Origin of the sequence: Brevundimonas aveniformis DSM 17977 (assembly GCF_000428765.1) — a bacterium.
Lineage (GTDB): Bacteria > Pseudomonadota > Alphaproteobacteria > Caulobacterales > Caulobacteraceae > Brevundimonas > Brevundimonas aveniformis.
Map to the genome: position 1 here is coordinate 167,152 of NZ_AUAO01000001.1, position 24,011 is coordinate 191,162.

Sequence of the window (24,011 nt, forward strand, 5' to 3'; positions counted from 1 at the left end):
GGCCTCACAGCGGTTGAGCGGCCTGACTAGCGGAGGATGGCGTGGCGAGGAAGGGCGAAGCGGCGCTGGATCTGGAGGCCGAATACAACAACCGCGCGCTCTGCCCCGATCATCCGGCGGTGATGGCGCGCTGGAAGGCGAGCGCGGAGGCCGCACGGGCCGCCCATCCGCCGGTGGAGATCGCCTATGGTGCGGGCGAGCGGGAACGGATGGACCTGTTTACGGCCGGGCCGGATCGGCCCGTCGCGGTCTTCCTGCACGGGGGCTACTGGCAGGCGCTGGACAAGAGCTGGTTCTCCGGGATTGCGCCGGCGCTTCTGGCTCACGGTGTCGGCCTGGCTGTACCGAGCTATGATCTGGTGCCGCAGGTGAAGCTCGGTGTGATCCTGGGTCAGATACGCGCGGCGCTGGCCCGGCTGGAACTGGCGACCGGCGCGCGGCCTGTCGTCTTCGGCCATTCCGCGGGGGGCCATATGGCCGCAGCCATGCTGAGCGAGGGGCGGGCCAGCGCGGCGGTCGCTATCTCGGGCGTGTTCGAGCTGGCACCGCTGATCCCGACCTCGTTGAACCGCGCGCTGGGCCTTGATGAACTCGAGGCCGAGGCCCTGTCGCCGAGCCTGTGGCCGGCTCCCGAGGGGGCGGTGCTCGACTGTATCGTCGGCGGCCTGGAGAGCTCGGAGTTCATACGCCAGAGCCGCGACATGGCCGAGACTTGGGGACAGCAGGGTGCCGAGACGCGGTTCGAGGTCCCCGCCGGGCTGGACCATTTCACGGTGCTGGACCCGCTGTTTGCGGCGGATAGCGTGTTGATCAGACGCATCGTCGAGCTGGCCTGCTAGGTGCGGCCCGCCACAAACATCGGCCCGCCGCGCCACGCCGGGAAGCCGTAGCCATTGATCAGGACCAGATCGATGTCCGAGGCGCGACGGGCGACGCCTTCGCCCAGGAGGGCCTCGCCTTCGGTTCGCAGCGCCGTCAGGATGCGCCGCTGGATCTCGTCGGCGGCGACGGGGCGGCGGGTGATCTCCTTCTCGGCGGAGGCGGCCTCGACGATGGCGGCCACGGCCGGGTCGACCTCCCGGCGGCCTTCGACGTAGCGATAATAGCCGGCGCCGGCCTTGCGCCCGAGGCGACCGGCTTGGCACAGGCGATCAGCGATGACGACATAGGGCTCGGCCGGATCGCGCGTGGCGGCGGCGCGCTTGCGTCGGGCCCAGGAGATATCCAGCCCCGCCATGTCGTTGACGGCGTAGGGCCCCATCGGAAAGCCGAAGGCCTCCATGGCCGCATCGACCTCATGCGGCAGCGCCCCCTCCTCCAGCATGACGTCGGCCTCGCGGCGATAGGCCGTGTACAGACGATTGCCGATGAAGCCTTCGCAAACGCCGGTGACGACGCCCAGCTTGCCGAGCCGTTTCACCACCGCCATCGCCGTCGCCAGAGTCCCGGGCGAGGTCGTGGCCGTCTCGACCACCTCGACCAGCCGCATGATGTGGGCGGGCGAAAAGAAATGCAGGCCGACGAACCGCTCCGGGTGGGCGACCGCCTCGGCCAGCCGGTCGGGGTCGAGATAGCTGGTGTTGGTGGCCAGGATGGCGTCGGGTCGGACGATCCGGGACAGGTCGGCGAACAGGGCGGTCTTGACGTCTTGGTCGTCGAACACCGCCTCGATCACCAGATCACAGTCGGTCAGGGCAGCGCGGTCGGTCGAGACGGCTAGACGTGACAGGCGCGCGGCGACCGCGTCGTCGCTGATCCGGCCCGACGTCCGGGCCTTGTCGATCAGGTCGTGGATGCGTGTCCCCCCGGCCTCGGCCGCGGCAGCGTCGTGTTCGACCACGGTGAGCGGCCAGCCGGCGTTCAGCACAGCGGCGGCGATGCCCGCCCCCATCAAGCCGGCCCCAACGATGCCGACCGAGGTGACCTCGCGCGGCGCGACACCTTCCAGACCGACGATGCGGGCGGCATCGCGCTCGGCGGCAAAGACGTAGCGCAGCGCCGCTGACTGCGGGCCGGCCAGAAGCTCGACGAAGGCGGCGCGTTCTTCGGCCAACCCCTCGGCCAACGGAACCTCGGCGGCCCTGCGCGCGAGGCGGGCCGCGCGGCCCGGCGCGATCTGGCCGCGCGCCTTTTTGTCGATGGCCGCGATCCGGGCGTCGACAGCGACCGCGTCGAAGGTCGGGACGGGCTGCTCGCCCGTCCGGCGCGGCGGCGATCCGATCAGAGTGCGGGCGAAATCGCGCGCCGCCTCCAGCAGGTCGCCCTCGGCGATCCGGTCGATCAGTCCGCAGGCCACGGCGGCCTGCGCGTCGATGCGCCCGCCGCCGGAAACCATCTCGATGGCCGTCTCCATCCCGGCCAGACGCGGCAGCCGCTGGGTCCCGCCCGCGCCCGGGATCAGCCCGAGCTTGACCTCCGGCAGGCCCATCTGGGCGTCCCGCGCGGCGATGCGGGCGTGGCAGGCCAGGGCCAGCTCCAGCCCGCCGCCGAGCGTCGTGCCGTGCATGGCCGCCACCACCGGCCTGATCGACGCCTCCAGCGCCGCACAAACGTCGGGCAGGATCGGCGCAACGGGCGGCTTTCCGAACTCCTTGATGTCGGCCCCGGCCACGAAGGTCCGCCCGGCGCAGGCCAGGACGATGACGCCGATCGCCGGGTCTGTGTTCGCTTCGTTCAGGGCGGCGACGATCCCCGCCCGGACAGCGTGCGAGGCCGCATTGACCGGTGGGTTGTCGATCAGAACGACGGCGACCGGGCCGTCGCGGTTCAGGCTGACGACCATCAGTCCGGCACGACCGCGACGGCCTGAATCTCGACCAGGGCCTCGTCCTCGATCAAGCCCGAGACCTCGACCACCGCCATGGCGGGAAAGACCCGGCCCATGGTCGCGCGCCAGGCCGCGCCGATCTCTTTGGTGGAGGCGGAATAGGCTTTCCGGTCGACGACATACCAGGTCATGGTGGTGACGTGCTCAGGCCCCGCCCCGGCCTCGGCGAGGATGGCGACGACATTCTCGAGCGCCTGGCGCACCTGGCCGGGCAAGTCGCGGACCTCGAAGCGGCACTGGCTGTTCCAGCCGATCTGGCCGCCCACGAAGACCTGGCGCCCGCGCGCCTCCACGCCATTGGCGTAGCCGACCGGTCGGGCCCAGCCCTCGGGCTGGAGGATGCGGTGGGGGGTGTCGGTCATCGGTTCATCCCTTGGCCGCCTTCATCAACTCGCGGCCGATGATCAGCTTCTGCACCTCGGTGGCCCCTTCATAGATGCGAAGGGCGCGGATTTCGCGATAGAGGCGCTCGGTGATCTCGCCTGAGCGGACGCCGCGGCCGCCGAACATCTGCAGGGCCTGGTCGATCACCCACTGAGCGTTTTCGGTGGCGGTCAGCTTGGCCATCGCCGCCTCCTTGGTGGTGTTCAGTCCTTGCACGTCACGCCGCCAAGCGGTGCGGAAGGTCAGAAGGGCGCCCGCGTCGATGGCGGTCGCCATCTCGCCGAGCGTGCTCTGGGCCGTCGGCAGGTCGGCCAGGGTGGCGCCGAACATCGGACGGGTGCGGGCGTGAGCCACCGCCTCGTCCAGCGCCCGGCGCGCGAACCCCAGCGCCGCCGCCCCGACCGAGGGGCGGAAGATGTCGAGCGTCCGCATGGCCAGTTTGAAGCCCTCGCCGGGCTTGCCGAGCAGGTTCGCGGCTGGGACGCGGCAGCCGTTGAAGCGGATGCGGGCCAAGGGATGCGGGGCCAGGGTCTCGATGCGTTCGACGATCTCGAAACCGGGCGTGTCAGCAAAGACGACGAAAGCCGAGATGCCGCGCGTGCCCGGCGCCTCGCCGGTGCGGGCGAAGACCGTATAGACGTCGGCGATGCCGCCGTTGGAAATGAAGATCTTCTCGCCGTCCAGCACATAGGCGTCGCCATCCAGCCGGGCGGCGGTGGTCATGGCCGCGACGTCCGATCCGGCCTCCGGCTCGGTCAGGGCGAAGGCGGAGATCAACTCGCCGGAGGCGATGCGGGGCAGGATGTCGGTTTTGAGCGCGTCCGGGCCTTCCAGGCTGATGGCACCGGTGCCCAGCCCCTGCATGGCGAAGGCGAAGTCGGCCAGGCCGTCATGCCAGCCGAGCGTCTCGCGGATGATGCACAGGGACCGACTGACGATCCTCTCGGAGGCGCCGCCGAAGGCCGCCGGCACGCAGTGGCGCAAGAAGCCGCCCTGCCCCAGCCGCCTGACCAGCGCCTGGCAGGCCGCGTCGGCGTCGTGGTGATCGATCTCGCCCAGCCCGCCGCCAGAGATGAAGGCGTCGAGATCCGCCGCCAGCGCCCGGTGCTCATGGCCCAGAAACGGCCAGTCCAGATGTTCGCGCGAAGGCCCCGTCAGCATGGGTTCAGTTCCCCTCGAACCGGGGCTTCTCCTTGGCCGCGAAGGCCTCGAAAGCGCGGCGGAAATCGCCGGTGGCCATGCAGATGGCCTGAGCCTGGGCCTCGCTCTCGATCATTTCGTCGATGCCCATGGACCATTCCTGATCGAGCATCTTCTTGGTCATGGCGTGGGCGAACCAGGGACCGTCGGCCAGCTTGCGGGCGAAATCCTGGGCGGTGCCCAACAAATCGGCCTGGGCGTGCAGCCCATTGTAGAAGCCCCAGGCGTGACCCTCCTGCGCCGTCATGGCGCGGCCGGTGAACAACAGCTCGGCGGCCCGGCCCTGGCCGATGATGCGCGGCAGGATCCCGCAGGCGCCCATGTCCGCTCCGGCCAGGCCGACACGGGTAAACAGAAACGCGGTCTTCGCCTCCGGCGTCGCCAACCGATAGTCCGACGCCATGGCGAGGATGGCACCGGCGCCCGCACACACGCCGTCGACGGCGGCGATCACCGGCTGGGGACAGCTGCGTATCTGGCGCACCAGATCGCCGGTCATGCGGGTAAAGGCGATCAAGTCAGGCATGGCCATGCGGGTCAGCGGCTCGATGATCTCAAACACATCACCGCCCGAACAGAAGTTGCCGCCCTCGCCCGTCAGCACCACCACACGCACGTCCGAGGCATGGGCCAGGTCGCGGAACAGGTCCGTCAGCTCCTGGTAGCTGTCGAAGGTCAGAGGATTCTTCTTGTCGGGCCGGTTCAAGGTCAGGGTCGCCACCCGGCCGTCGGCGTCGGTCTCGAAGCGGAAATGCGTCGCCGCGTGGTCCTTGAAGGCGCGGCGCTTGGCCTGCATGGCGTTGGTCATCGTCTCTCCCATCAGCCGGCCAGGACCTCGCCGCCGGCGACCGCAATCGCCTGGCCCGTGATCGCCGAGGCACCCTCGCCCGCCAGCCAGGCCACCGTATCGGCCACCTCGTCCGGCGTCACCAGCCGGCCCTGCGGATTGCTGCGCGCCAGGGCCTTGCGCGCGTCGTCGGCCGAGCGACCGGTCTTGTCCATGATGGTCTGGATGGCACCGTCGACCAGGGGTGTGTCGGTGAAGCCCGGGCAGACGGCGTTGACGGTCACATCGGTCGCGGCCAGCTCCAGCGCCAGCGCCCGCGTCAGGCCGACCACCCCATGCTTGGCCGCGCAATAGGCGCTGACATAGGGATAGCCGGTCAGCCCCGCCGTCGAGGCGATGTTGATGATCCGACCGTTCCCGGCGCTTCTGATCGACGCCAGCGCCACCTGGGTGACCAAGAAGGTTCCCGTCAGATTGACGCCAAGCGCCTGATCCCAGACCTCGCGGCTCGTCTTGTTGAACGGGGCCGAGGGGGCCTCACCAGCGCAGTTGACCAGCACAGCCAGGCCGCCGAACCGCTCCAGAACCTGGGTCACGCCCGCCTCGACCGAGGCGGCGTCGGTGACGTCAAAGCCGGCCAGCACCAGGCTCTCGCCGGCGATGGCGGACGCGACCTCTTCCAGCGGCGCGGCGCGGCGCCCGGCCAGGGCGACCGGATGGCCCGCCGCGGCCAGCCTGAGGGCGACGGCCCGACCAATGCCGGTCCCGGCGCCGGTGATAAGGGCGGGTCGGCTCATGGCTTGGCTCCAGCGGCCTCGGCAGCGGCGCGCTCGAGGTTGGTTTCGTACTGCTGACGGGCCGACAGATACTGTTTGGGCCACTCAAGACCGCCATAGCCGATCTTTGCCGCCTCATGCAGCACGAAGGCCGGGTCGGCCAGGAACGGCCGCGCCACCGCGCACAGATCGGCCCGGCCTGCGGCGATGATCGAATTGGCGTGGTCCGCCTCCGAGATGGCACCGACGGCGATGGTGTCGACCTCGACCTCGTTGCGGATACGGTCCGAGAACGGCGTCTGGTACATCCGGCCGTAGGCCGGCTGGGCCTCGGTCACGACCTGGCCGGAGGAACAGTCGATCAGATCCGCCCCCGCGTCCTTGAACATCCGCGAAAAGATCTCAGCGTCCTCAGCGGTGTTGCCGCCCTCGGCCCAATCGTGGGCAGACAGGCGCACCGAGATCGGTCGCTCGTCAGGCCAGACCTCGCGGATGGCGCGCAGCACCTCCAGCGGATAGCGGGCGCGGTTGGCGTGGTCACCGCCGTACTCGTCGGTCCGCTGATTGGTCAGGGGCGACAGAAAGCTCGACAGCAGATAGCCGTGGGCGGCGTGCAATTCCAGAATATCGAACCCGGCCTCGGCGGCGCGGCGGGTGGCGGCGACGAAGTCGGCGGTGACGCGGTCCATGTCGGCGCGGGTCATTTCGCCGGGCGTCTGAGACTGCGGAAGATAGGGGATCGGCGAGGCTGAGATCAGCGGCCAGCCACCGTCGTCCAGCGGCTCGTCCATGCCCTCCCAGGCGACGCGCGTGGCACCCTTGCGGCCTGCATGGCCCAGTTGAATGCCGATCTTTGCGGACGTCTTGTCGTGGACGAAGTCGACCATACGGCGGAAGGCAGCGGTCTGGTCCTCGTTCCAAAGACCGAGGCACCCCGGCGTGATGCGCGCGTCCGGCGACACACAGGTCATCTCGGGAAAGATCAGTCCGGCTCCACCCATGGCGCGCGCGCCGATGTGGACCAGATGGAAGTCGTCGGCCACACCATCCGTCGCCGAATACATGGCCATGGGCGAGACAACGATCCGGTTGGGCAACGTCAGCCCGCGCACCTGATAGGGGGTGAACATCGGCGGCGGCGGCTTGCTGGGTCCGGGGTCCATGCCGGCGCGCGCGGCGAACCAGCGTTCGTAGTTTTCCAGCCAGACAGGATCGCGCAGCCGCAGGTTCTCATGGCTGATGCGCTGGGAGCGGGTCAGCATGGAATACATGAACTGCTCCGGCTCGAACTGGTCGGCGTAGCGGCGCCCGACGACTTCGAACCATTCCATGGCGTTCCTGGCCGCGTTCTGGATGCGGATGACGCCGATGCGGCGCTCGGCCTCATAGGCCTTCAGCACCGCCGGGATCTGGTCGGCGTCGTGGCCGAAGATCTCAAACTGGCGGGTCAGTTCGATGGCGTCGTCGATCGCCAGCTTGGTGCCCGAACCGATGGCGAAATGGGCGGTGTGGGCGCTGTCGCCCATCAGCACGACATGGCTGCGTCCGTTGAAATGGCTCCAGCGGGCGCAAACCAGCCGCTGGAAGTTCAGCCAGGCCGAGCCGCGCATATGGCGCGCATTCGACATCAGGGCATGGCCGTCGAGCGTTTCGGCGAACAGGTCCTGGCAGAAGCCGATGGACTGATCCTGATCCATGTCGCCCAAACCGTGGGCCTCGAAGGCCTCCTCGGTCGTCTCGACGATGAAGGTCGAGGTTGTCTCGTCGAACTTGTAGATATGGGCCTGGAACCAGCCGTGCTCGGTGCGGCGGAAGTCGAAGGTGAAGGCCTCGAACGCCTTGTCGGTCCCCAGCCAGATATAGCGGTTGGGCCGGACCTGAAGGTCGGGTTCGAAGACCTCCGGATAGCGGTTGCGGATGACCGAATTCACCCCGTCGGCGGCGATGATCAGGTCGGCGTCGGGGAACTCTTCGTCGCTTCTGACCTCACGTTCGAACACCAGCTCGACGCCCAGGGCCTTGCAGCGATCCTGCAGGATGTTGAGCATCCGCTTGCGACCGATGCCAACGAAGCCGTGCCCCGTGGTGCGTTGGCGCCGGCCCTTGAACACCAGCTCGATGTCGTCCCAGTGGTTGAAGGCGTCCTCGATTTCGGCGGCGGTTTCGGGGTCCCAGACGCGCATGGCGTCCATCGTCTGGTCGGAGAAGACGATGCCCCAGCCGAAGGTGTCATAGGGTCGGTTGCGCTCGACCACGGTGATCTGATGTTCGGGATGCCGCCGCTTCATCAGAAGCGCGAAATAGAGCCCCGCCGGGCCGCCGCCGATACAAACGATGCGCATGAGCCGGACAGTGGACGCCCTGTCGCCAAGGTTCAAGCTGGCATGCGCGCCTTAGTCGTGGGATGACCGCAAATGGCTGGCTTTTCCACCTCCCGCACCCTGGCGTTCGGCGACTGCGACCCGTCCGGCATCGCCTATTTCCCGACCTATCTGGACTATCTGGTCAAGGTGCTGGAGGCCTTCTTTGCCGACCTCGGCCACCCGTGGCCCCAGATGGTGACCGAACAGAAGATCGGCACGCCGACCGTGACCCTGAACCTGACGTTCGAAAAGCCAGGGTTCCACGGCGATGACATGACGTTTCACCTGGAGGTCGTGAAGGTGGGGCGAACGTCAATGGATCTGCGCCATCGGGTCGTGGCCAATGGCGAGGTGCTGTGGCGCGCAGACCACCGGGTCGTGGCCACGTCGCTGGAGACGCACCGACCCGTGCCATGGCCCGATGAATTGCGACGGGCGCTTGAACAGAGCTTAGCTGACCAGATGTGAGCCGGGTTCTCTTTCGGTCGACGGGATCAGGCCGCGACGGCCCGCATGATCGCCCGCAGCAAGCGGGCTGCGATCGCCAGGGCGCGGATCCCCGCCGCCCCCAGCCCGCAAAACCAAAAGCCCTGCCCGACGCCACGCCACATCAGCGGACCCCGCGTGGGGAGCCCTGCCGCGGAAGGTCCAGTAGGCGCGGCCCGTGTCGGCAATGATGATCGGGATAAATCACGGCCCCAACCAGATATTCACATCAAGGATAATGGCGTGGGGGAGAATACCGTGGATGCGCCTGGCCGCATCGTCAAGTCTGCGCGCCCGCAGGTGTGCCGTCGTCCGATCCAACGTCTCTGCGTTTTCGGGCGATGCGCCACGCAAAGAAGATAATGCCGCAGACGAGGAATAGCGTGCAGACGATGCTTCCCTCCGGGCCCTGCGCGCCGCCCGTCAGAAGGTCCGTTCCAGTTGGGTCCAGCGCGACGGTGAGCGCGGGCACGCCCGCGTCGAGGCCGGTGACCGGCAGATCGAAGCCGGTGGCCAATATCCAGTTCCATCCCGCGTGCCATCCCATCACGCCCCAGATGTTGTTGGATGAGATTGACCACGCGCTTGCGAAGAGAGCGAACAGCAGAATATTGCCGGTGACGAGCCAGGGCTGCCCCCGGGAAAAATGAAGCAGGGTAAAACAAAGCGACGATAGCAGGACGGCAAGGATGAGGTTCATGCGGCGTGTGATGACCGACATGAGCCAGCCACGGAAAATGATTTCTTCGATACTGGCTTGAACGGTGAAGCACACGAAGAGTCCGGCGATCGCGACAAGCGCCCCAGGGGACTGAGCGGCCGGAAACAGGGCGCCAGGTTGGTAGGTGCCAGCCAACCAGATACATGCCACCAAAGCCGACAGCATGACAACGCCAGCGACCAGGCCGCCGGAGAACCCGGCCGCCGCACCTGGTCTCGTGAGGCCGATCGTGCCGGCATTGCGCCGCTCGACGAAGGCTATCCACGCTGCAACGGCGAGCATCCAGGCGGTGAAGGACACCAGAAGCAACGCCATAAGGCCTTGGGAGCCGACGGGTTCGCCGCTCGCATCAACAAAGCCGAGCCGCTCAAGCAATAGGCTGGCCGGAATGTCGGTGACGATGGCGAGAACGAGGCAGATGACGGGAGCGAGAAGTCCCCATGGAAGCCAGCCGCGCGCGGGAGAGGTGCTGTAAATGGTTTTGAGGTTCATACCCGAAGACTGAACCAGGGCGCGCGTCCGTTATAGAATGATCGTGCGCGGCCGCACGCACTCACGCGGGGCGGTGGTTTCGAGGTCGCCGCTTTCGAAATCGTCTCATTCCGGTCCCGACCGATTCAAACGTTGCCATTGCGCCGGCGTCAGGCCGTAGGCGCTCCGAAAATGTCGCGTCAGGTGGCTCTGGTCAGAGAACCCGTTGGCAACGGCGATTTCTGCAAGCGGGGTTCTGCCGTTCATCATGGCCCGCGCTGTGTCGAGGCGGCGGAAGATCAGATAGCGATAGGGACTGACGCCCAGCAGCGCCCGGAATCCGCGCGAGAGCTGCCAACGATCCTGTCCGCTGACGCGTTCGAGATCATCAAGTCGGACATTGGTGTCCGGGTGGGCGTCAATGAACGCGCGCGCCACCGCCACCGCCTGGAGGTCGACCCGCCCGTGATACATCTGTTCACTCCCAAGCTCTGACAGGGCCTCTGCGAGGTCGAGCATGGCCTGATCATACTCGAACCCACAGAGGGCCTGGTTGAGATCACCGATCAGGGCCGTGGCGGCCGCGTGAAGTCGCGCGTCGTCAGAAACGCCCTCGGCAACGAAAGGAAGAGCGCGTCCGCCGAGCGCCTCCTGAAGCGCGGAAGGTGCGACGCTGGCGCTCCGGTACCGGAAGTGTCCCCCGTCCCCGGCGTGACCGTCATGCATCTCATCGGGATGGAGAACCACGATCTGACCGGGCAGCGAATGGCACCGCGATCCGCGGTAGGAGAAGCTCTGCACCCCCGCGACGGTTATGGCGATGGCGTAGGTGTCGTGCCGGTGTGGACCGTAGGCTGCCCCGTTCAGGCATGCTTCAAACCGTTCGAGGTCGCCCGGTGCCCGGACAATCCAGCTCGTCTCGTCACACGACATGCCGCCCCAAAACCTCCTGCAGAGCTTCTGTCACTCTAACGCCAGGACGTCTCCGGTGAGAAGCACCGCAGGGGCCTTCTGGAACAGGGATCAATGCCGCCGATCTCGTTCAAGCACCACCGTTTGCCGCCTGACGTGATCCGTCATGCGGTGTGGCAGATCCATCGGCCGGGCCGGTTGGGGGAGAACAATCGGATCGAGAATTCCCTCCTCCCGATCCGACGGCGAGAACGGCAACAGCAGCGCTTCAAGAGCCAGTCCTCAGCCCAGCAATTCCTCGGTAACCACGCCGGCGTCTACAACACGCTCAACGTCCAGGGATCCTGATCAGCCGCCCCACCCTTCTCCGCTTCCGCGCCGAAGCGGATGCCGCATGGGCGGCGGCTACCGCGTAGAACAGCGGGGGTTGGGCTAGCTTTGGCGGAGGCGGTTACCCTGACAGCACCGTTTTTCTGGCGGGGGCTGGCGGTGCTGTCAGTCTAACGCTAACAAGTCTCCACTGAGGGCCGCCTGAGAGCCCTTATCGGGCTGGGGTTCGTGACTGCGCTTTCGTTCAAAAGACACCGCTTCCCGGCGGACGTGATCCGCCACGCGGTGTGGCTGTATTTTCGGTTCAACCTGAGCTTCCGGGACGTCGAGGAGCTGCTGGCTCAGCGCGGCGTCGATGTCTGCTACGAGACCATCCGCTGCTGGACGATCAAGTTCGGCCCGCAGATCGCCAGGAACCTGAAGCGCCGGCGTCATGCCCCTTCACCACGGTGGCACCTGGACGAGGTGGTCTGCACGATCGGCGGTAAACGCCTGTATCTCTGGCGAGCGGTCGACGACGAAGGTGAGGTGCTGGACCTAGTGGTCCAGAAGCGCAGGGATACTGACGCCGCTTTGAAGCTGCTCCGCGGGCTCATGCGTAATCAGGCTGTGGAGCCCGAGGTGATCGTCACCGATGGCTTGCAGTCCTACACGGCCGCGCTGGACCAGCTCGGCCTGCGCCATCTCCACCGCCCCGGCCGATTACGGGAGAACAACAGGGCGGAGAACTCGCACCTGCCGATCCGACGACGAGAACGGCAGATGCAGCTGTTCAAGAGCCAGGCCTCAGCCCAGCGTTTCCTCTCCACCCACGCCGCCGTCTACAACACCTTCTACACCCAGCGACATTTGATCAGCCGAGACACCCTCCGTCGCTTCCGCGCGGAGGCGCATGGCGCGTGGGCGGCCGCCGCTGCTTAAGCGGGGAGGAGAGGGCTGCGTTTGGCCGGCGGGGGTTAAGCTGACAACGCTGGCGTCGGAGCCGAGCCTGAAGACGCGCGATCAACCAACCAGCCAGAGCCGTGACGACGAGCATGAGTCCCAGGACGCCGAAGATCACTGGATCAAGCGCACAGCAGCCGACAGGTGGCGCACCGGAAAGCATCGGGTCTCGCCCCTTAACCGGCGCAGCAGGAAAGTTTGGTGACGTCCTTGTTGAACGTCAGCGCGGCCAGCTTCAGGCCCTCGACGGTCGTGAGATAGGGGAAGATCGTGTCGCCCAACTGCTCCACCGTCATTCCGCACTTAATGGCCACCGCTGCGGTCTGGATGCTGTCGGCGCCTTCCGGCGCAAGAATGTGCGCGCCGAGGAGGCGCCGCGTGCCGCGATCCGCCACCAACTTGATGAGCCCCCGCGTGTCCCTGGCCGCGAGCGCACGAGGAACGTGATCCAGGGTGATCATCGAAGTCTGAACATCATGCCCGGCCGCCCGCGCGGCGGCTTCCGTGAGCCCGACCGTGGCGACTTGGGGATCGGTGAACACCACCGCCGGCATCGCTAGGTTGTTGTATGACAGACTGTCGCCGTTGAGGGCGTTTTGGGCGGCCAGCCTGGCGCCGTAGGCCGCCATATAGACGAACTGGTCGCGCCCGGTGACATCACCGACGGCGTAGACGCCGGGGCGAGTCGTGCGCATCCGGTCGTCCACAACGATTCCTCCGTTGTCGCAGACGCGGACCCCTAACTCAGCAAGACCGAGGCCATCCGAGTTGGCAACCCGGCCTGTCGTCAAGAGCACGCGCGCGGCGGTGAGAAGTCTTCGGCTGCCGCCTTGCGTAAGGGCGAGCGACACTCCGGTTTCGGAATGGCTGATGGCCTCGTAGACCGCCCCCGCGACCACGGTGACGCCTTCGTCTGACAGATAGCCTTGCAGCGCTTCGCCGATCTCGGGTTCACCTTCCGGCAGAAGTCGCGACCGGCACACGAGCGTGACCCCCACGCCCGCCCGGCTGAACATCTGTGCCAGTTCCACTCCGATATATCCGCCGCCTACCACCAGCATGGACTGCGGCAGAGCCTCTAGTTCTAGCGCGGTCGTGCTGGTCAAATAGGGGACGGAGTCGATCCCAGCGATCGCGGGGATCGCTGGTCGCGATCCGGTCGCGATGATCACCCTGTCGGTGGTGAGCCGGACGTCGTCGATCTCTACGCCGCCCTCGACGAGTCTCGCCGCGCCTTCGTAGTAGGTGATGGCGTCGTAGCCTTGCAGGACATCTTCGTATTTCGCCTGGCGCAGATCGTTGACCAGTTGGTCCTTCTGGCGAGTGACCTGGGACCACGCGCTAATCTCGGCCTTGGCGTTCACACCGTCGAAACGGCTCGCGGCCCGCGCTTGGTGCAGGGGTTCGACCGCTCGGATCAACGCTTTCGACGGGACACAGCCGACGTTCACGCAAGTTCCGCCGATCGTTCCGGCGCCGACCAGCGCCACCTTTGCGCCCTGCTCGGCCGCTGTAATGGCGGCCGAGAAGCCAGCCGAGCCCGCGCCGATCACGACCAGATCATAGGTCTCTGCGGCGTCCTGCGAGGGAGGGCAACATTCACTCATACTGCTCGATGCTTTCAAATCATGTGCCCGCCATTGGGCGGCGTTCGACAAGTGAACAGACCTAGCGTCCCACGACGGGAGCGACGACGGGCGGGTCCGTAACGGGTAAGCGCGCTAGGAAGTAACGCTGCATGACATCGCGGATGTTCGTCCGATGATGCCAACAAGAAGCGAAACGAGGCTGCCGTTACCGACTTGCCCGAACACGAGCGGGATAGCCTGCGTTAGTCGAGGCTTGAGCCAAGGCCGCCGGCGTCACTCGCACGTCGTCGTAGGTCACGGTCGCCACGGCCCGTCCGGCGGCTCCAGCGTTCACGGATACGGCCGTGACGCCCGGAACGCGCGAGATCGTGCGTCGAACGATGGGGGCGCATGTCACACAGGACACGTTGGTGACGTCCAGGATCACCGTGCGTTCGGCGGCCTGAGCCGTTTCGGTGCTGAAAAGAGCCGCTGCAACGGCGAGAGCGGCGCGGATGGAAAGGGTCATAGTCTTCATCTCCAGGAACTCACGCGCCGATGAACAGCGGCGCAACATAAGGGAACACGACGGCGATGGCGACGAGCACGGTCGCCGTCCAAAGCGCGATCTTGACGAGTCGGCTAGAGCCCGGTCGGGCGCAGGTCTCGCCTTCGGCGCACGCGCCGCGAGGACGACGATAGACCCGGAAGAAACCAACCCCCAGGAATGCGATCGCCGCGACGACGAAGTAGGGATGATAAGGCGCGAGGGCCGTGACGTTGCCGATCCAGGCACCGCTGACGCCGAGCGCGAACAGCACGAGCGGCAGAACGCAACAGGACGATGCGCCGATCGCGGCGGCGAAGCCTCCGACCACTAGCCAGACACGGCCGGACGTCTTGTCGGCTGGGGTCACGGGGTTTCCGTTGGGTTCTTCGATGCCGTTCGTGGCGGCCATTGCGCACTCCTTCACATGTCGATGGAGGCAAGATAGGGTCTGTAGTGACTACAGATACAAGGGGTTTAATGGCGATGGACAAGTTGGCTCTGCGTGACACGACGCCGCAGTTCGCGATCGGCGTGCTGTCGCGCCGCACCGGCGTCAACATCGAAACCGTTCGCTACTATGAGCGCATCGGGTTGATCCCCGCGCCCGCTCGTAGCGAGGGCGGGCACCGCCTCTACGGCGGGGGCCACCTTCTTCGGTTAAACTTCGTTCGGCGGGCTCGTGATCTCGGGTTCACGCTCAACGAGGTTCGAGCCCTGCTGGATTTGGCGGAAGAACGGGATCGACCCTGTTCCGAAGCCCGCGAAGTGGCCGCCGGGCACTTGACCGATGTGCGCTCCAAGATCGCCAGCTTGCGGGCGATGGAGCGAGTTCTCTCCGAAATGGTGGCCCGCTGCGCCGACGGCTCGACGCCCGACTGCCCGATTATCGAGTCCCTGTTCTCGATCGAAATCGAAGCACCACACTAGGCTGTCGTCTGCCGCGACAATGCTGCTCCTAACGCGCGTCAGTGCTTGAGATTGTTACCGCCACGTCCGCGACCGGTGTCGAGACGGTGGTAGCTGCCCAGACACACTTTGCAGACCTCGACTTCGTCCGGCACGAAATCGTGGGCCAAGTTCTCGGCGGCCTCGAACGTCTCGCACTGGAACTTGTGAGAGTCGCCTTTCCGGCTCTGACGCTCGGGCGTGTCTCGGAGGGGTGCTGTCAGTCTAACGCTAACTTGTCTCCACTAGGGCCGCTGAGAGCCCTGTGAGGCAAGGGTTTGATGCGTCCTATATCGTTCAAGCGGCACCGCTTCCCGCCGGATATCATCCGTCATGCGGTGTGGCTCTATTTCCGCTTCACGCTGAGCTTTCGGGACGTCGAAGAGATGCTCGCCCAGCGGGGCATCGAGGTCAGCTACGAGACCATCCGCTGCTGGACGGTCAAGTTCGGCCCGCTGATCGCCAGGAACCTAAAGCGGAGGCGATCGGCCCCCTCCCCTCGCTGGCATCTGGACGAAGTGGTCTGCAACATCGGCGGCAAGCGCATGTACCTCTGGCGCGCCGTGGACGATGAGGGCGAGGTGCTCGATGTCGTGGTGCAGAAGCGCCGCGACCATGACGCGGCGCTCAAGCTGCTGAAGCGCCTGCTGCGCAACCAGCCTGTAAAGCCCGAGGTGATCGTGACCGACGGCCTGGCGTCATACGGTTCGGCTCTGCGGGAACTTGGACTCGATGGTGTCCACCGTCCCGGCCGGCTCCGAGAGAACAACAGGGCGGAGAACTCGCACCTGCCGATCCGACGGCGGGAGCGGAAGATGCAACTCTTCAAGTCACAGAGCTCAGCCCAACGTCTCCTCACCACTCACGCCAGCGTCTACAACACCTTCTACACCCAGCGTCACCTGATCAGCCGAGACACCCTCCGGACCTTCCGCAGCGCGGCGAATGACGTTTGGACCCAAGCGAGCGCAGCGGCATAAGACAAGCGCACCCAGACCTCGGTGCGAGCCCGCTCAGTTAAGCTGACAACGCTGGCTCGACGCTCACGCTCCTTGCCGAGGCGCATCGGCTCATAGCTGGCGAAGCCTGATCAACATCGGACTGTCCTGGACTGCGCCAGTCCCGCGTGCTATGGCCGCCTTGTGATCCTCACCCGCACCCGTTCCCCTCTTGTGTCAGCGCTTTTCGCGTTGATCCTCGGCCTGTTTGTGGCCGGACCGTTGGTGGATACGGCGACCTGTGGACTGGAAGGGGTGGATCGCTGCGAGGCGGTTATGACCGATGGCGTCCATTCCCAGGATGACGCTTCTCATACGTCAGATGTGGCGCACGGGTGCGGGCACGGCCACTGCCATGGGTTCGCTGATGTGCCGCCTATGGGTTCGGACGATCCCGAACCGGCGACGATTGCCGTGAGCCTTACGCTTCCTCCCGGCCTTCTGTTCGCTTCATTGGCCCCCGACGGTTTGATCCGCCCCCCGAGAGCCTGACGCTCCGCGCGCTGATGCGCGCCGTTCGTCATTCATGCTCATCGGGACACATCCATGACAATCCACGTCTCCTCGTCGCTTCGCGCGACGGGATGCGCCGTAGCCGCGTTGATCGCAGCTTACGCAGGTCAGGCGCTCGCCGACCCCGCTCCTTCCTATGACAGTCTCGTCGGCCAATCCGACGCGGCCCCTCTCAACCTTGAAGCCGCAGCTTTGGCCGAGGCGGCGGAGGCTCGTGTCCGACAGGCAGGCGTTCGGACAAATCCCGAACTCTCGCTGGACATTGAGAACGCGCTCGGCTCCGGTCCCTTCACAGGTTACGGCGCAGCTGAGACGACGCTGTCGGTTTCCCAAGACCTCGAACTATTCGGGCGACGGCGGGCGCGCATCGATGTCGCTCGTGCAGAAGCCGGGGTCGCCGGGCTGCGGCGAGACGCGGCGGGCGTGGAAGCGGCTTCGCGCCTTGCCCTAGCCTATGCTGAGGCGGAGGCCGCTCAACGGCGCTTCGCTCTCACCGAAGAAATGCTCAGCATTACCTTGGCAGACGGGCGCGCGGCCCTTGCCTTGGTCGAGGAGGGCCGCGAGCCTCTCGTGCGCGGGCTCCAGGCGGAAAGCGAAGTGGCCGCCGCCCGCGCGGCCTATGACGAAGCCCAGGCGGAACGGGACGCCGCCTTCGCCCGGCTCACGGCAGTCGCCATGCTCGTTGCCCCGATCACGTCCATCGAAGACAGCCTCTTGGATCGCGCTCCGTCATCCAGCGGAGTGACGGCCTCCGAGACCCTTGGGGTCCAGGTGGCGCAAGCCGAACGAGACGTGGCCGAGGAACGCATTGAAGTGGAGCGCGTCCGTGCGCTCCCGGATGTGACGGCCTCGGTTGGCTTTCGTCGGTTCGAGGCGGAGGACGCCACCGCCCTGACCTTCGGGGTCAGTGTTCCACTTCCGCTGTTCGACCGGAACAGAGGCAACATCGACGCCGCCCATGCCGAGTTTCGCGCCGCCGAGGCGCGCGTCGATCAGGCCCGACAGGAGGCTGTCGCCGACAGGGCCGCCGCCATGGCGCGTCTGGCCGGGTCCGCCAGCCGAGTGCGCGCGGCTGACGGCGGGGTTACGGCCGCTGAGGAAGCGTATCGGCTCACCCGGATTGGCTTCGAGGCCGGTCGCATTTCCCAGCTTGAACTGCGCGCGTCCAGGTCGGCCCTGATTGCAGCGCGCAACGCCGCCATCGACGCCCGTCTCGCCCGCGTCCGCGCGGAAATCGATCTTGCGCGGCTTGATGGCCGCATCCCGTTTGGAGGCTCGCTTTAATGCGCTCGTTCACATCTCCGCGCTGGCTGATCGCCGGTGCCATCGCCGCCGTTGTCGTCGTGGGTGGCGGCTATGCGGCCTTCCGCATGATGGGCGCTCCCGAGGCCGCCCAAGACGAAGATGCCGATGGAGAGGACGGTCACGCTGAAGAGGGGGGCGAAGAAGGTCACATCGACCTGACGCCCGCACAGATCGAGGCAGCCGACATCGAGGTGGTCGCCGTCGGGCGCGGCGGCGGTGAAGAAACCCACATCGCTGGCCGCGTCGAACCGATGGTGGATGCCCGCGCTGCGGTCGCAGCCTACATAGGCGGACGGGTGGAGCGGGTGCTGGTCGCCCCTGGCCAGTCGGTGCGCGCCGGACAGGCGCTCGTCATTCTGGTCAGCGGCGACGCGGCGAGCCTTCGCGCAGAAGCTGACGCGGCTCAGGCTGCCTATGTGGCCGCCGAACAGGCTCACACGCGAGACGAGGAACTGGCCGAACAGGGCGTGGTCGCTCAACGCGAAGCGGAGGTCTCTCATGCGGAGGCGCTAAGCGCCCAGGCCGCCGCTCGCGCCGCCCGCGCGCGGGTTGAAGCGGCCGGAGGCCCGTCAGCCTCTGGACGGGTCCAGGTCGTGAGCCCGATCTCCGGCGTCGTCACCAACGTCCAGGTCGGCCCTGGCGGCTTCGTGCCTCAGGCGGGGATCGTGGCGGAGGTGTCCAATCCCTCGCGTCTCGAACTGATCTTCAACGCGCCGCCCTCAGTAGCGTCTCAGGTGCAGGTAGGATCGACGCTGCGGGTTGATGGTCCCAACGGCGGCTTCCAAGCTACTGTGACCGGCGTCGCCGCCGACACGGGAGAGGAGAGCAACGCCACGCTCATTCGCGCGCGCGCCAACGGCATCATCGCCCTCCCGGCGGGATCGGCGGTAACGGGCGCGGTCGTGACCGGCTCGACGAACGGCCTCACCGTGCCGACCGATGCGGTCCAGACGGTCGAGGGGCGCACGGTCGTCTTCGTGCGCACCGACGACGGCTTCCGAGCCGTGCCGGTCTTGACGGGCCGCGCGTCCGGGGACCGCGTCGAGATCGTTCAGGGCCTAACTGGCACCGAGCGCATCGCGGGACGCAACGCCTTCCTTCTGAAGGCTCAGTTGGGCGCGGGCAGCGCCGAGCACGGTCACTAAGGGGGCGCGGATGTTCAAGTTCATCATCGAGGCCAGCGTCCGCTTTCGCTGGTTCGTCGTGCTCGCCGTCGCGGTCGTCTCGGCCTACGGGCTGTTCGAGTTGACAAGGCTGCCTATCGACGCGGTGCCCGACATCACCAACCGTCAGGTGCAGGTCAACACCGTGGCGCCAGCGCTCGCGCCCGAGCAGATCGAGCGCCAAGTCACCTACCCCATCGAAACGGCCATGGCGGGGATACCGGGCCTGGAGAGCACACGTTCGATCAGCCGCAACGGCTTTTCTCAGATCACTGTCATCTTCACTGATCAGACGGACATCTACTTTGCTCGGCAGCAGGTGTCTGAGCGGATGGAACAGGTCCAGGGAGACCTGCCCGACGGCGCAGAACCCATGTTGTCGGCCATTACTACGGGCCTTGGCGAAGTCCTGATGTGGACCGTCGATTTCACGCCGTTCAACGCCGACAACATGGCCCAGCCGGGCCAGCCGGGCTGGCAGGCGGGTGGTCTCTTTCTCACCCCGGAGGGCGACCTTCTAAGGACGCCCGCAGAGCGGGCTACATATCTCCGAACGGTCCAGGACTGGATCATCGCGCCGCAGATGCGCTCCACGCCCGGCCTCGCCGGGGTTGATACGAACGGCGGCTACGTGAAGGAATACGCCGTTCGGCCCGACGCGGGTCGCCTTTCAAGCTACGGCCTGGGCGTCGGCGATCTCGTTAGGGCGCTGGAACGCGCCAATACCCAAGCGGGCGCGGGGTTCATCCAGAGGGCAGGGGAGGCATTAGTCGTTCGCACGGACGCGCTGGCCTCCACAGTCGAAGATCTGGCCCAGGCCCCCGTGGTCAACCGGGCGGGGCTTGTCGTTCGCGTAGCGGATGTGGCGACGGTCGAACTCGGGCAGGCTCCCCGCCTGGGCGGGGCCAGCCGGGATGGTCACGAGGCGGTCCTTGGCACCGCGCTGATGATCGCGGGCGGCAACAGCCGCACGGTGGCCCAAGCAGCACGAGAACGCTTGGAGGAGGTGTCGTCATCGCTTCCGCCCGGCATCGAGGCGGAGGTGGTGCTGGACCGCAGCGCGTTGGTGAACGCGACCATCCAGACGGTGGCGCGGAACCTGACCGAGGGCGCTCTGCTGGTCATCCTCGTGCTCTTCCTGCTGCTCGGCAACATCCGGGCCGCTTCGATCACGGCTCTCATGATTCCGATCAGCTTCCTGTTCGCGGTCATCGGCATGAACCGCTTCGGGATCAGCGGAAACCTGATGAGCCTGGGCGCACTCGACTTCGGTCTTCTCGTAGATGGCGCGGTGGTGGTGATCGAGAACACCCTGATGATGCTGGCTCAGCGGCGGGCCGACCTCGGCCGGTTGCTGACCCGGCGAGAGCGGCTCGATGTGGCGGTCCAGTCGGCGCGGCAGATGGTGCGCCCTGCCGCCTTCGGTCAGTTGATCATCCTGCTGGTGTTCACGCCCCTGCTCCTGCTGGAGGGTGTCGAGGGCAAGACCTTCATCCCGATGGGCGCGACAGTGATGCTGGCCCTTGTCGGCGCTTTCATCTTCTCCTTCACATTCGTCCCGGCGATGGCGGCGCTGCTAGTCCGCGAGCCCAAACTCGCTGCGGACGGACACGGCGAGCACGAGACGCGAATCATCGGCTTCGTTCGCCGTCGCCTGGAGCCTGCGATCCGGAAGGCCGTCGCCCGTCCCAGGGCCGTGCTGATCGGCGCGGTGGCCGCGCTCGCCATAGGCGGAACTGCCTTCGCGGTTCTCGGACGAGAGTTCATCCCGACGCTGGATGAGGGTGACATCGCCATGCAGGCGATCCGGGTGCCTTCTACGTCGCTTGAACAGTCGCTGGCGATGCAGATGAACCTGGAGCGCACCATAGCCGCCATGCCCGAGGTCGAGACCGTGTTTTCGCGCACGGGAACAGCCGAGGCCGCCATCGATCCCATGCCCGCCAACATCACGGACGCTGTGATCAATCTCCGGGATCGCTCCGACTGGCCTGATCCGGGCCTTGAGAAGGAGGAACTGATCGAACGCATCGAGGAAGCCGCATCCCAGCAGCTTGGGAACGCCTTCGAGTTCAGCCAGCCCATCGAACTCCGGTTCAATGAACTGATCTCCGGTGTCCGCACCGACATGGCGGTCATGGTCTATGGCGAGGATTTCGACACCCTCCAGCAGATCGCAGATCAGGTCGCAGAGGTGCTCAATGATACGCCGGGAGCCGCCGATGTTCGGGCGGAACAGGCGTCGGGTCTGCCGACCCTGACGGTAAGCGTGGATCGCTTCGCCGCCGCCAACTACGGCCTATCCGCCGCCGATGTCTCCGAAGCGGTGTCGGCGGGGGTGGGCGGAGCGGAGGCGGGTCAGATTTTTGAAGGCGACCGACGGTTCGATGTCGTCGTGCGTCTCCCGGATGCGGCGCGGAGCAATCCCGCCGCCCTGGCGGCGCTGCCCGTGGTCACAGAAACGGGGCAGGTCGTGCCCTTGTCGTCGGTCGCTCAAATCCAGACGGAGGAAGGCCCGAACCAGATCAGCCGATACAACGGCAGCCGTCGGATGGTCGTTCAGGCCAACGTCCGAGGCCGCGATCTCGGCGGTTTCGTCACCGAGGCCCAGGAGCGCGTGGCCGAGATCGACCTTCCGCCCGGATATTATCTGGACTGGGGCGGTCAGTTCGAGAACCTTCAGCGCGCGGAGCAGCGGCTGGGGCTCGTCGTCCCGGTGGTGTTCATCCTGATCGGCCTCCTCCTCTTCATGGCGCTGGGATCATTCGCGGAGGCGGGTCTCGTCTTCGCCTGCGTGCCGCTCGCCCTCGTGGGCGGAGCCTTGGCGCTCCTGCTCAGGGGGATGCCCTTCTCGGTGTCCGCTGCGGTCGGTTTCATCGCCGTCTCCGGCGTCGCCACCCTGAACGGACTGGTGTTGATGCAGGCCATCCGCGAGCGCCTCGATCAGGGGCTCCCGGCCGTGGAAGCCGCCATACAGGGAGCCGCCAGCCGTCTGCGAGCCGTGTTGACTACCGCCCTGGTCGCCATCGTCGGCTTCATTCCCATGGCGATTGCGCACGGGGCAGGAGCCGAGGTCCAGAAACCGCTGGCGACCGTAGTGATCGGTGGTCTTCTGACAGCGACGCTGCTGACATTGTTTGTGCTCCCGACCTTCGCGGCCAAGGCCGTGAAGCACCGCAAAGCAGAAGGGATCGAGGACTGATGGGCTGCTCCGACGATGAACCGCTACAGCGCCGCACCTTGCTCGCGGTTCTAATCCTCAACGCGCTCTTGGCCGTCGGGCTCGGCTTTGGGGGCCTGGCGGCGGACTCAAGCGCCTTGCTCGCCAACGCCCTCGACAACGCCTCGGACGCGGCGGTCTATCTCATCAGCTTCCTCGCCGTGGGCCGTGCGCTGGTCTGGAAGACGCGGGCGGCGAGGGTGTCGGGGATCATGCTGCTGATCTTGGCCGCTGGCGTCCTGATCGACGTGGTGCGGCGGGCTATCATGGGAGCCGAACCCGTCGGCTGGACGATGATGGGCCTGGCGTTGGTGGCCGCCGCCATAAATCTCGCGTGCCTGATCCTGATCCGACGGCAGAAGAGCAAAGACGTGAATATGAAAGCAGCCGAGACTTTCAGCCTCAACGACTTCGCCTCGAACGGCGGCATCCTCCTCGCCGGTGGCTTGGTCATGTGGCTCGACCAGTCATGGCCCGACCTCCTGGTCGGATTGATCGTGGCGGCGATTGGCTTGAAGGGCGGCGTGGAAATCCTGCGAGAGGCCCGCGAAGTGGAAAGGGCGCGCTGATGGCCGGGCACCAACACGCCGACGGCGAGGCTCACGATCACACCGCCGGGGCCAGCGCCCGGCAGATCACGATTGCGCTCCTCCTCACTACCGCCTTCCTGGTCGCCGAGGTGGTCGGCGGCTTCGTCTTCAACGGCCTCGCTTTGCTGTCAGACGCCGCACACATGTTCACCGATGTGGTCGCGCTCGCCATCGCCTTGGCGGCGATCAGGATCGGTCAAAAGCCAGCGGATGATCGGCGCACCTTCGGCTATCGGCGCTTTGAGGTTCTGGCGGCGGCGTTCAATGCGATCCTGCTCTTCGGTGTCGCCTTTTATGTGCTTTATGAAGGCGTAAAGCGCTTCACGGACCCTGAGCCGGTTCAGTCACTCGGCATGTTGCTCGTCGCGAGCGCGGGGTTGGCGGTCAACCTGATCTCCATGCGCATCCTGTCGGCGGGCAAGGACAAGAGCCTCAACGTAAAGGGAGCCTACCTGGAGGTTTGGGCCGACATGCTGGGCTCTGTCGGCGTCATCGGCGCGGCGGTGGCCATGATGCTGACAGGCTGGCGATGGATCGATCCCGTCGTGGCGATTGGCATCGGCTTTTGGGTGTTGCCGAGAACCTGGGTGCTCCTGCGCAACACTACACATGTCCTTCTGGAGGGAGCGCCGCGCGGGACCGACGTCGTCGAGGTCAGGGCGGCTCTCAGCGCGATCGACGGCGTGACCAGCCTGCATGACCTGCACGTCTGGATCACCGGCGCGGACGAACCCAGTGCGACGGTGCACGCCGTAGTCCGGGAAGGCGTGGATGCCGATGGGGTGCGCACAGCCATAAAGAGGCTGCTCGAAGAGCAGTTCGGCGTGCATCACTCGACCATCCAGATCGAGCCGACGAGCGCTGATGCCGGAGGGCTGCACCGCTGACGTGAAAAAAGCACGCCACTAGCCGGGCCTCCCCTCCAGCATTCGTTGTAGGCCGGCAGAAGGTATCGAGGCA

At 66.3% G+C, this 24,011-nt stretch carries 23 protein-coding genes; 11 read left to right on the plus strand and 12 right to left on the minus strand.

Features of this window, described 5'->3' with window-relative positions; all coding sequences use genetic code 11:
* Positions 1 to 41 precede the first annotated feature (41 nt).
* The gene (locus G391_RS0100825; RefSeq protein WP_029085826.1) at positions 42 to 839 is read left to right on the plus strand and encodes an alpha/beta hydrolase; all 798 of its coding nucleotides are present in this window, start codon (positions 42 to 44) and stop codon (positions 837 to 839) included.
* Here the strand turns inward: G391_RS0100825 and G391_RS0100830 are convergent.
* From G391_RS0100830 to G391_RS0100855, 6 genes are read right to left on the minus strand one after another with little or no spacing between them, the layout of a single operon-like run.
* The gene (locus G391_RS0100830; protein WP_029085827.1) at positions 836 to 2,782 is read right to left on the minus strand and encodes a 3-hydroxyacyl-CoA dehydrogenase NAD-binding domain-containing protein; all 1,947 of its coding nucleotides are present in this window, start codon (positions 2,780 to 2,782) and stop codon (positions 836 to 838) included. The two genes, G391_RS0100825 and G391_RS0100830, sit on opposite strands and share 4 nt — an antisense overlap.
* Positions 2,782 to 3,189 carry a RidA family protein gene (locus tag G391_RS0100835; RefSeq protein WP_029085828.1) on the minus strand — a complete coding sequence of 136 codons (408 nt, stop codon included), beginning with the start codon at positions 3,187 to 3,189 and terminating at the stop codon, positions 2,782 to 2,784. Before G391_RS0100835 ends, G391_RS0100830 begins: the two co-directional genes overlap by 1 nt.
* 4 nt (positions 3,190 to 3,193) lie before the next feature.
* Positions 3,194 to 4,372: an acyl-CoA dehydrogenase family protein gene (locus tag G391_RS0100840; protein ID WP_029085829.1), complete on the minus strand. Its 1,179-nt coding sequence runs from the start codon at positions 4,370 to 4,372 to the stop codon at positions 3,194 to 3,196.
* A gap of 4 nt (positions 4,373 to 4,376) precedes the next feature.
* Entirely contained in the window at positions 4,377 to 5,219 is an 843-nt protein-coding gene (locus tag G391_RS0100845) for an enoyl-CoA hydratase family protein (protein ID WP_245572009.1), read from the minus strand.
* 11 nt (positions 5,220 to 5,230) lie between these two features.
* On the minus strand, positions 5,231 to 5,995 hold the full coding sequence (locus G391_RS0100850; RefSeq protein WP_029085831.1) for an SDR family NAD(P)-dependent oxidoreductase: 765 nt from the start codon (positions 5,993 to 5,995) through the stop codon (positions 5,231 to 5,233).
* A complete protein-coding gene (locus G391_RS0100855) occupies positions 5,992 to 8,316 on the minus strand; it encodes a bifunctional salicylyl-CoA 5-hydroxylase/oxidoreductase (RefSeq protein ID WP_029085832.1) in 2,325 nt (774 codons plus the stop codon). Before G391_RS0100855 ends, G391_RS0100850 begins: the two co-directional genes overlap by 4 nt.
* Before the next feature lie 72 nt (positions 8,317 to 8,388).
* Between G391_RS0100855 and G391_RS0100860 the strand changes: the two genes are divergently transcribed.
* On the plus strand, positions 8,389 to 8,805 hold the full coding sequence (locus G391_RS0100860; RefSeq protein ID WP_029085833.1) for an acyl-CoA thioesterase: 417 nt from the start codon (positions 8,389 to 8,391) through the stop codon (positions 8,803 to 8,805).
* Positions 8,806 to 9,103: 298 nt separating this feature from the next.
* Here G391_RS0100860 and G391_RS0100870 read toward each other — a convergent pair whose 3' ends face one another.
* Both G391_RS0100870 and G391_RS0100875 read right to left on the minus strand, forming a co-directional pair.
* A complete protein-coding gene (locus tag G391_RS0100870) occupies positions 9,104 to 10,036 on the minus strand; it encodes a CPBP family intramembrane glutamic endopeptidase (RefSeq protein WP_029085834.1) in 933 nt (310 codons plus the stop codon).
* A gap of 105 nt (positions 10,037 to 10,141) precedes the next feature.
* Positions 10,142 to 10,948: an AraC family transcriptional regulator gene (locus G391_RS0100875; protein WP_029085835.1), complete on the minus strand. Its 807-nt coding sequence runs from the start codon at positions 10,946 to 10,948 to the stop codon at positions 10,142 to 10,144.
* 93 nt (positions 10,949 to 11,041) lie between these two features.
* On the opposite strand from G391_RS0100875, the gene G391_RS15965 reads away from it, so the two are divergent.
* The gene (locus G391_RS15965; RefSeq protein ID WP_029085836.1) at positions 11,042 to 11,275 is read left to right on the plus strand and encodes a hypothetical protein; all 234 of its coding nucleotides are present in this window, start codon (positions 11,042 to 11,044) and stop codon (positions 11,273 to 11,275) included.
* Between the two features lie 210 nt (positions 11,276 to 11,485).
* A complete protein-coding gene (locus tag G391_RS0100885; RefSeq protein ID WP_029085837.1) occupies positions 11,486 to 12,178 on the plus strand; it encodes an IS6 family transposase in 693 nt (230 codons plus the stop codon).
* A gap of 197 nt (positions 12,179 to 12,375) precedes the next feature.
* Here G391_RS0100885 and merA read toward each other — a convergent pair whose 3' ends face one another.
* From merA to G391_RS0100900, 3 genes are all read right to left on the minus strand, one after another.
* Positions 12,376 to 13,857: a mercury(II) reductase gene (gene merA / locus G391_RS0100890; RefSeq protein WP_281168388.1), complete on the minus strand. Its 1,482-nt coding sequence runs from the start codon at positions 13,855 to 13,857 to the stop codon at positions 12,376 to 12,378.
* Positions 13,858 to 13,993: 136 nt separating this feature from the next.
* Positions 13,994 to 14,296: a heavy-metal-associated domain-containing protein gene (locus G391_RS0100895; RefSeq protein ID WP_245572010.1), complete on the minus strand. Its 303-nt coding sequence runs from the start codon at positions 14,294 to 14,296 to the stop codon at positions 13,994 to 13,996.
* Between the two features lie 19 nt (positions 14,297 to 14,315).
* Positions 14,316 to 14,726: a mercuric transporter MerT family protein gene (locus G391_RS0100900; RefSeq protein ID WP_035303450.1), complete on the minus strand. Its 411-nt coding sequence runs from the start codon at positions 14,724 to 14,726 to the stop codon at positions 14,316 to 14,318.
* 74 nt (positions 14,727 to 14,800) lie between these two features.
* Here G391_RS0100900 and G391_RS0100905 point away from each other — a divergent pair, with 74 nt between their 5' ends.
* Together G391_RS0100905 and G391_RS0100910 are read left to right on the plus strand one after the other, a co-directional pair.
* Positions 14,801 to 15,244 carry a MerR family transcriptional regulator gene (locus tag G391_RS0100905; RefSeq protein ID WP_029085841.1) on the plus strand — a complete coding sequence of 148 codons (444 nt, stop codon included), beginning with the start codon at positions 14,801 to 14,803 and terminating at the stop codon, positions 15,242 to 15,244.
* Positions 15,245 to 15,543: 299 nt separating this feature from the next.
* The gene (locus G391_RS0100910) at positions 15,544 to 16,242 is read left to right on the plus strand and encodes an IS6 family transposase (protein ID WP_029085842.1); all 699 of its coding nucleotides are present in this window, start codon (positions 15,544 to 15,546) and stop codon (positions 16,240 to 16,242) included.
* Between the two features lie 195 nt (positions 16,243 to 16,437).
* Here G391_RS0100910 and G391_RS15530 read toward each other — a convergent pair whose 3' ends face one another.
* Complete coding sequence (locus G391_RS15530) at positions 16,438 to 16,575, minus strand: hypothetical protein (protein ID WP_156893811.1); 138 nt, start codon at positions 16,573 to 16,575, stop codon at positions 16,438 to 16,440.
* Between the two features lie 231 nt (positions 16,576 to 16,806).
* Here G391_RS15530 and G391_RS0100915 point away from each other — a divergent pair, with 231 nt between their 5' ends.
* The 5 genes from G391_RS0100915 to G391_RS0100935 are packed head-to-tail and all read left to right on the plus strand — an operon-like array spanning position 16,807 to position 23,938.
* Entirely contained in the window at positions 16,807 to 18,057 is a 1,251-nt protein-coding gene (locus G391_RS0100915; RefSeq protein ID WP_029085843.1) for a TolC family protein, read from the plus strand.
* Complete coding sequence (locus G391_RS0100920) at positions 18,057 to 19,223, plus strand: efflux RND transporter periplasmic adaptor subunit (protein ID WP_029085844.1); 1,167 nt, start codon at positions 18,057 to 18,059, stop codon at positions 19,221 to 19,223. Before G391_RS0100915 ends, G391_RS0100920 begins: the two co-directional genes overlap by 1 nt.
* A gap of 10 nt (positions 19,224 to 19,233) precedes the next feature.
* Positions 19,234 to 22,443 (plus strand): efflux RND transporter permease subunit, encoded by a 3,210-nt coding sequence (locus tag G391_RS0100925; RefSeq protein WP_029085845.1) that lies wholly within the window; start codon positions 19,234 to 19,236, stop codon positions 22,441 to 22,443.
* Positions 22,443 to 23,030 carry a cation efflux transmembrane domain-containing protein gene (locus G391_RS0100930; protein WP_035303452.1) on the plus strand — a complete coding sequence of 196 codons (588 nt, stop codon included), beginning with the start codon at positions 22,443 to 22,445 and terminating at the stop codon, positions 23,028 to 23,030. Before G391_RS0100925 ends, G391_RS0100930 begins: the two co-directional genes overlap by 1 nt.
* On the plus strand, positions 23,030 to 23,938 hold the full coding sequence (locus G391_RS0100935) for a cation diffusion facilitator family transporter (protein WP_035303454.1): 909 nt from the start codon (positions 23,030 to 23,032) through the stop codon (positions 23,936 to 23,938). Before G391_RS0100930 ends, G391_RS0100935 begins: the two co-directional genes overlap by 1 nt.
* Positions 23,939 to 24,011 lie beyond the last annotated feature (73 nt).

Bases quoted from the DNA above. Each gene is read 5' to 3' on its own strand.
- G391_RS0100830 (WP_029085827.1), bottom strand. From the start codon at position 2,782: ATGGTCGTCAGCCTGAACCGCGACGGCCCGGTCGCCGTCGTTCTGATC.
- G391_RS0100835 (WP_029085828.1), bottom strand. From the start codon at position 3,189: ATGACCGACACCCCCCACCGCATCCTCCAGCCCGAGGGCTGGGCCCGA.
- G391_RS0100840 (WP_029085829.1), bottom strand. From the start codon at position 4,372: ATGCTGACGGGGCCTTCGCGCGAACATCTGGACTGGCCGTTTCTGGGC.
- G391_RS0100845 (WP_245572009.1), bottom strand. From the start codon at position 5,219: ATGACCAACGCCATGCAGGCCAAGCGCCGCGCCTTCAAGGACCACGCG.
- G391_RS0100850 (WP_029085831.1), bottom strand. From the start codon at position 5,995: ATGAGCCGACCCGCCCTTATCACCGGCGCCGGGACCGGCATTGGTCGG.
- G391_RS0100855 (WP_029085832.1), bottom strand. From the start codon at position 8,316: ATGCGCATCGTTTGTATCGGCGGCGGCCCGGCGGGGCTCTATTTCGCG.
- G391_RS0100860 (WP_029085833.1), top strand. From the start codon at position 8,389: ATGGCTGGCTTTTCCACCTCCCGCACCCTGGCGTTCGGCGACTGCGAC.
- G391_RS0100870 (WP_029085834.1), bottom strand. From the start codon at position 10,036: ATGAACCTCAAAACCATTTACAGCACCTCTCCCGCGCGCGGCTGGCTT.
- G391_RS0100875 (WP_029085835.1), bottom strand. From the start codon at position 10,948: ATGTCGTGTGACGAGACGAGCTGGATTGTCCGGGCACCGGGCGACCTC.
- G391_RS15965 (WP_029085836.1), top strand. From the start codon at position 11,042: ATGCCGCCGATCTCGTTCAAGCACCACCGTTTGCCGCCTGACGTGATC.
- G391_RS0100895 (WP_245572010.1), bottom strand. From the start codon at position 14,296: ATGACCCTTTCCATCCGCGCCGCTCTCGCCGTTGCAGCGGCTCTTTTC.
- G391_RS0100900 (WP_035303450.1), bottom strand. From the start codon at position 14,726: ATGGCCGCCACGAACGGCATCGAAGAACCCAACGGAAACCCCGTGACC.
- G391_RS0100905 (WP_029085841.1), top strand. From the start codon at position 14,801: ATGGACAAGTTGGCTCTGCGTGACACGACGCCGCAGTTCGCGATCGGC.
- G391_RS0100910 (WP_029085842.1), top strand. From the start codon at position 15,544: ATGCGTCCTATATCGTTCAAGCGGCACCGCTTCCCGCCGGATATCATC.
- G391_RS15530 (WP_156893811.1), bottom strand. From the start codon at position 16,575: ATGAGAAGCGTCATCCTGGGAATGGACGCCATCGGTCATAACCGCCTC.
- G391_RS0100915 (WP_029085843.1), top strand. From the start codon at position 16,807: ATGACAATCCACGTCTCCTCGTCGCTTCGCGCGACGGGATGCGCCGTA.
- G391_RS0100920 (WP_029085844.1), top strand. From the start codon at position 18,057: ATGCGCTCGTTCACATCTCCGCGCTGGCTGATCGCCGGTGCCATCGCC.
- G391_RS0100925 (WP_029085845.1), top strand. From the start codon at position 19,234: ATGTTCAAGTTCATCATCGAGGCCAGCGTCCGCTTTCGCTGGTTCGTC.
- G391_RS0100930 (WP_035303452.1), top strand. From the start codon at position 22,443: ATGGGCTGCTCCGACGATGAACCGCTACAGCGCCGCACCTTGCTCGCG.
- G391_RS0100935 (WP_035303454.1), top strand. From the start codon at position 23,030: ATGGCCGGGCACCAACACGCCGACGGCGAGGCTCACGATCACACCGCC.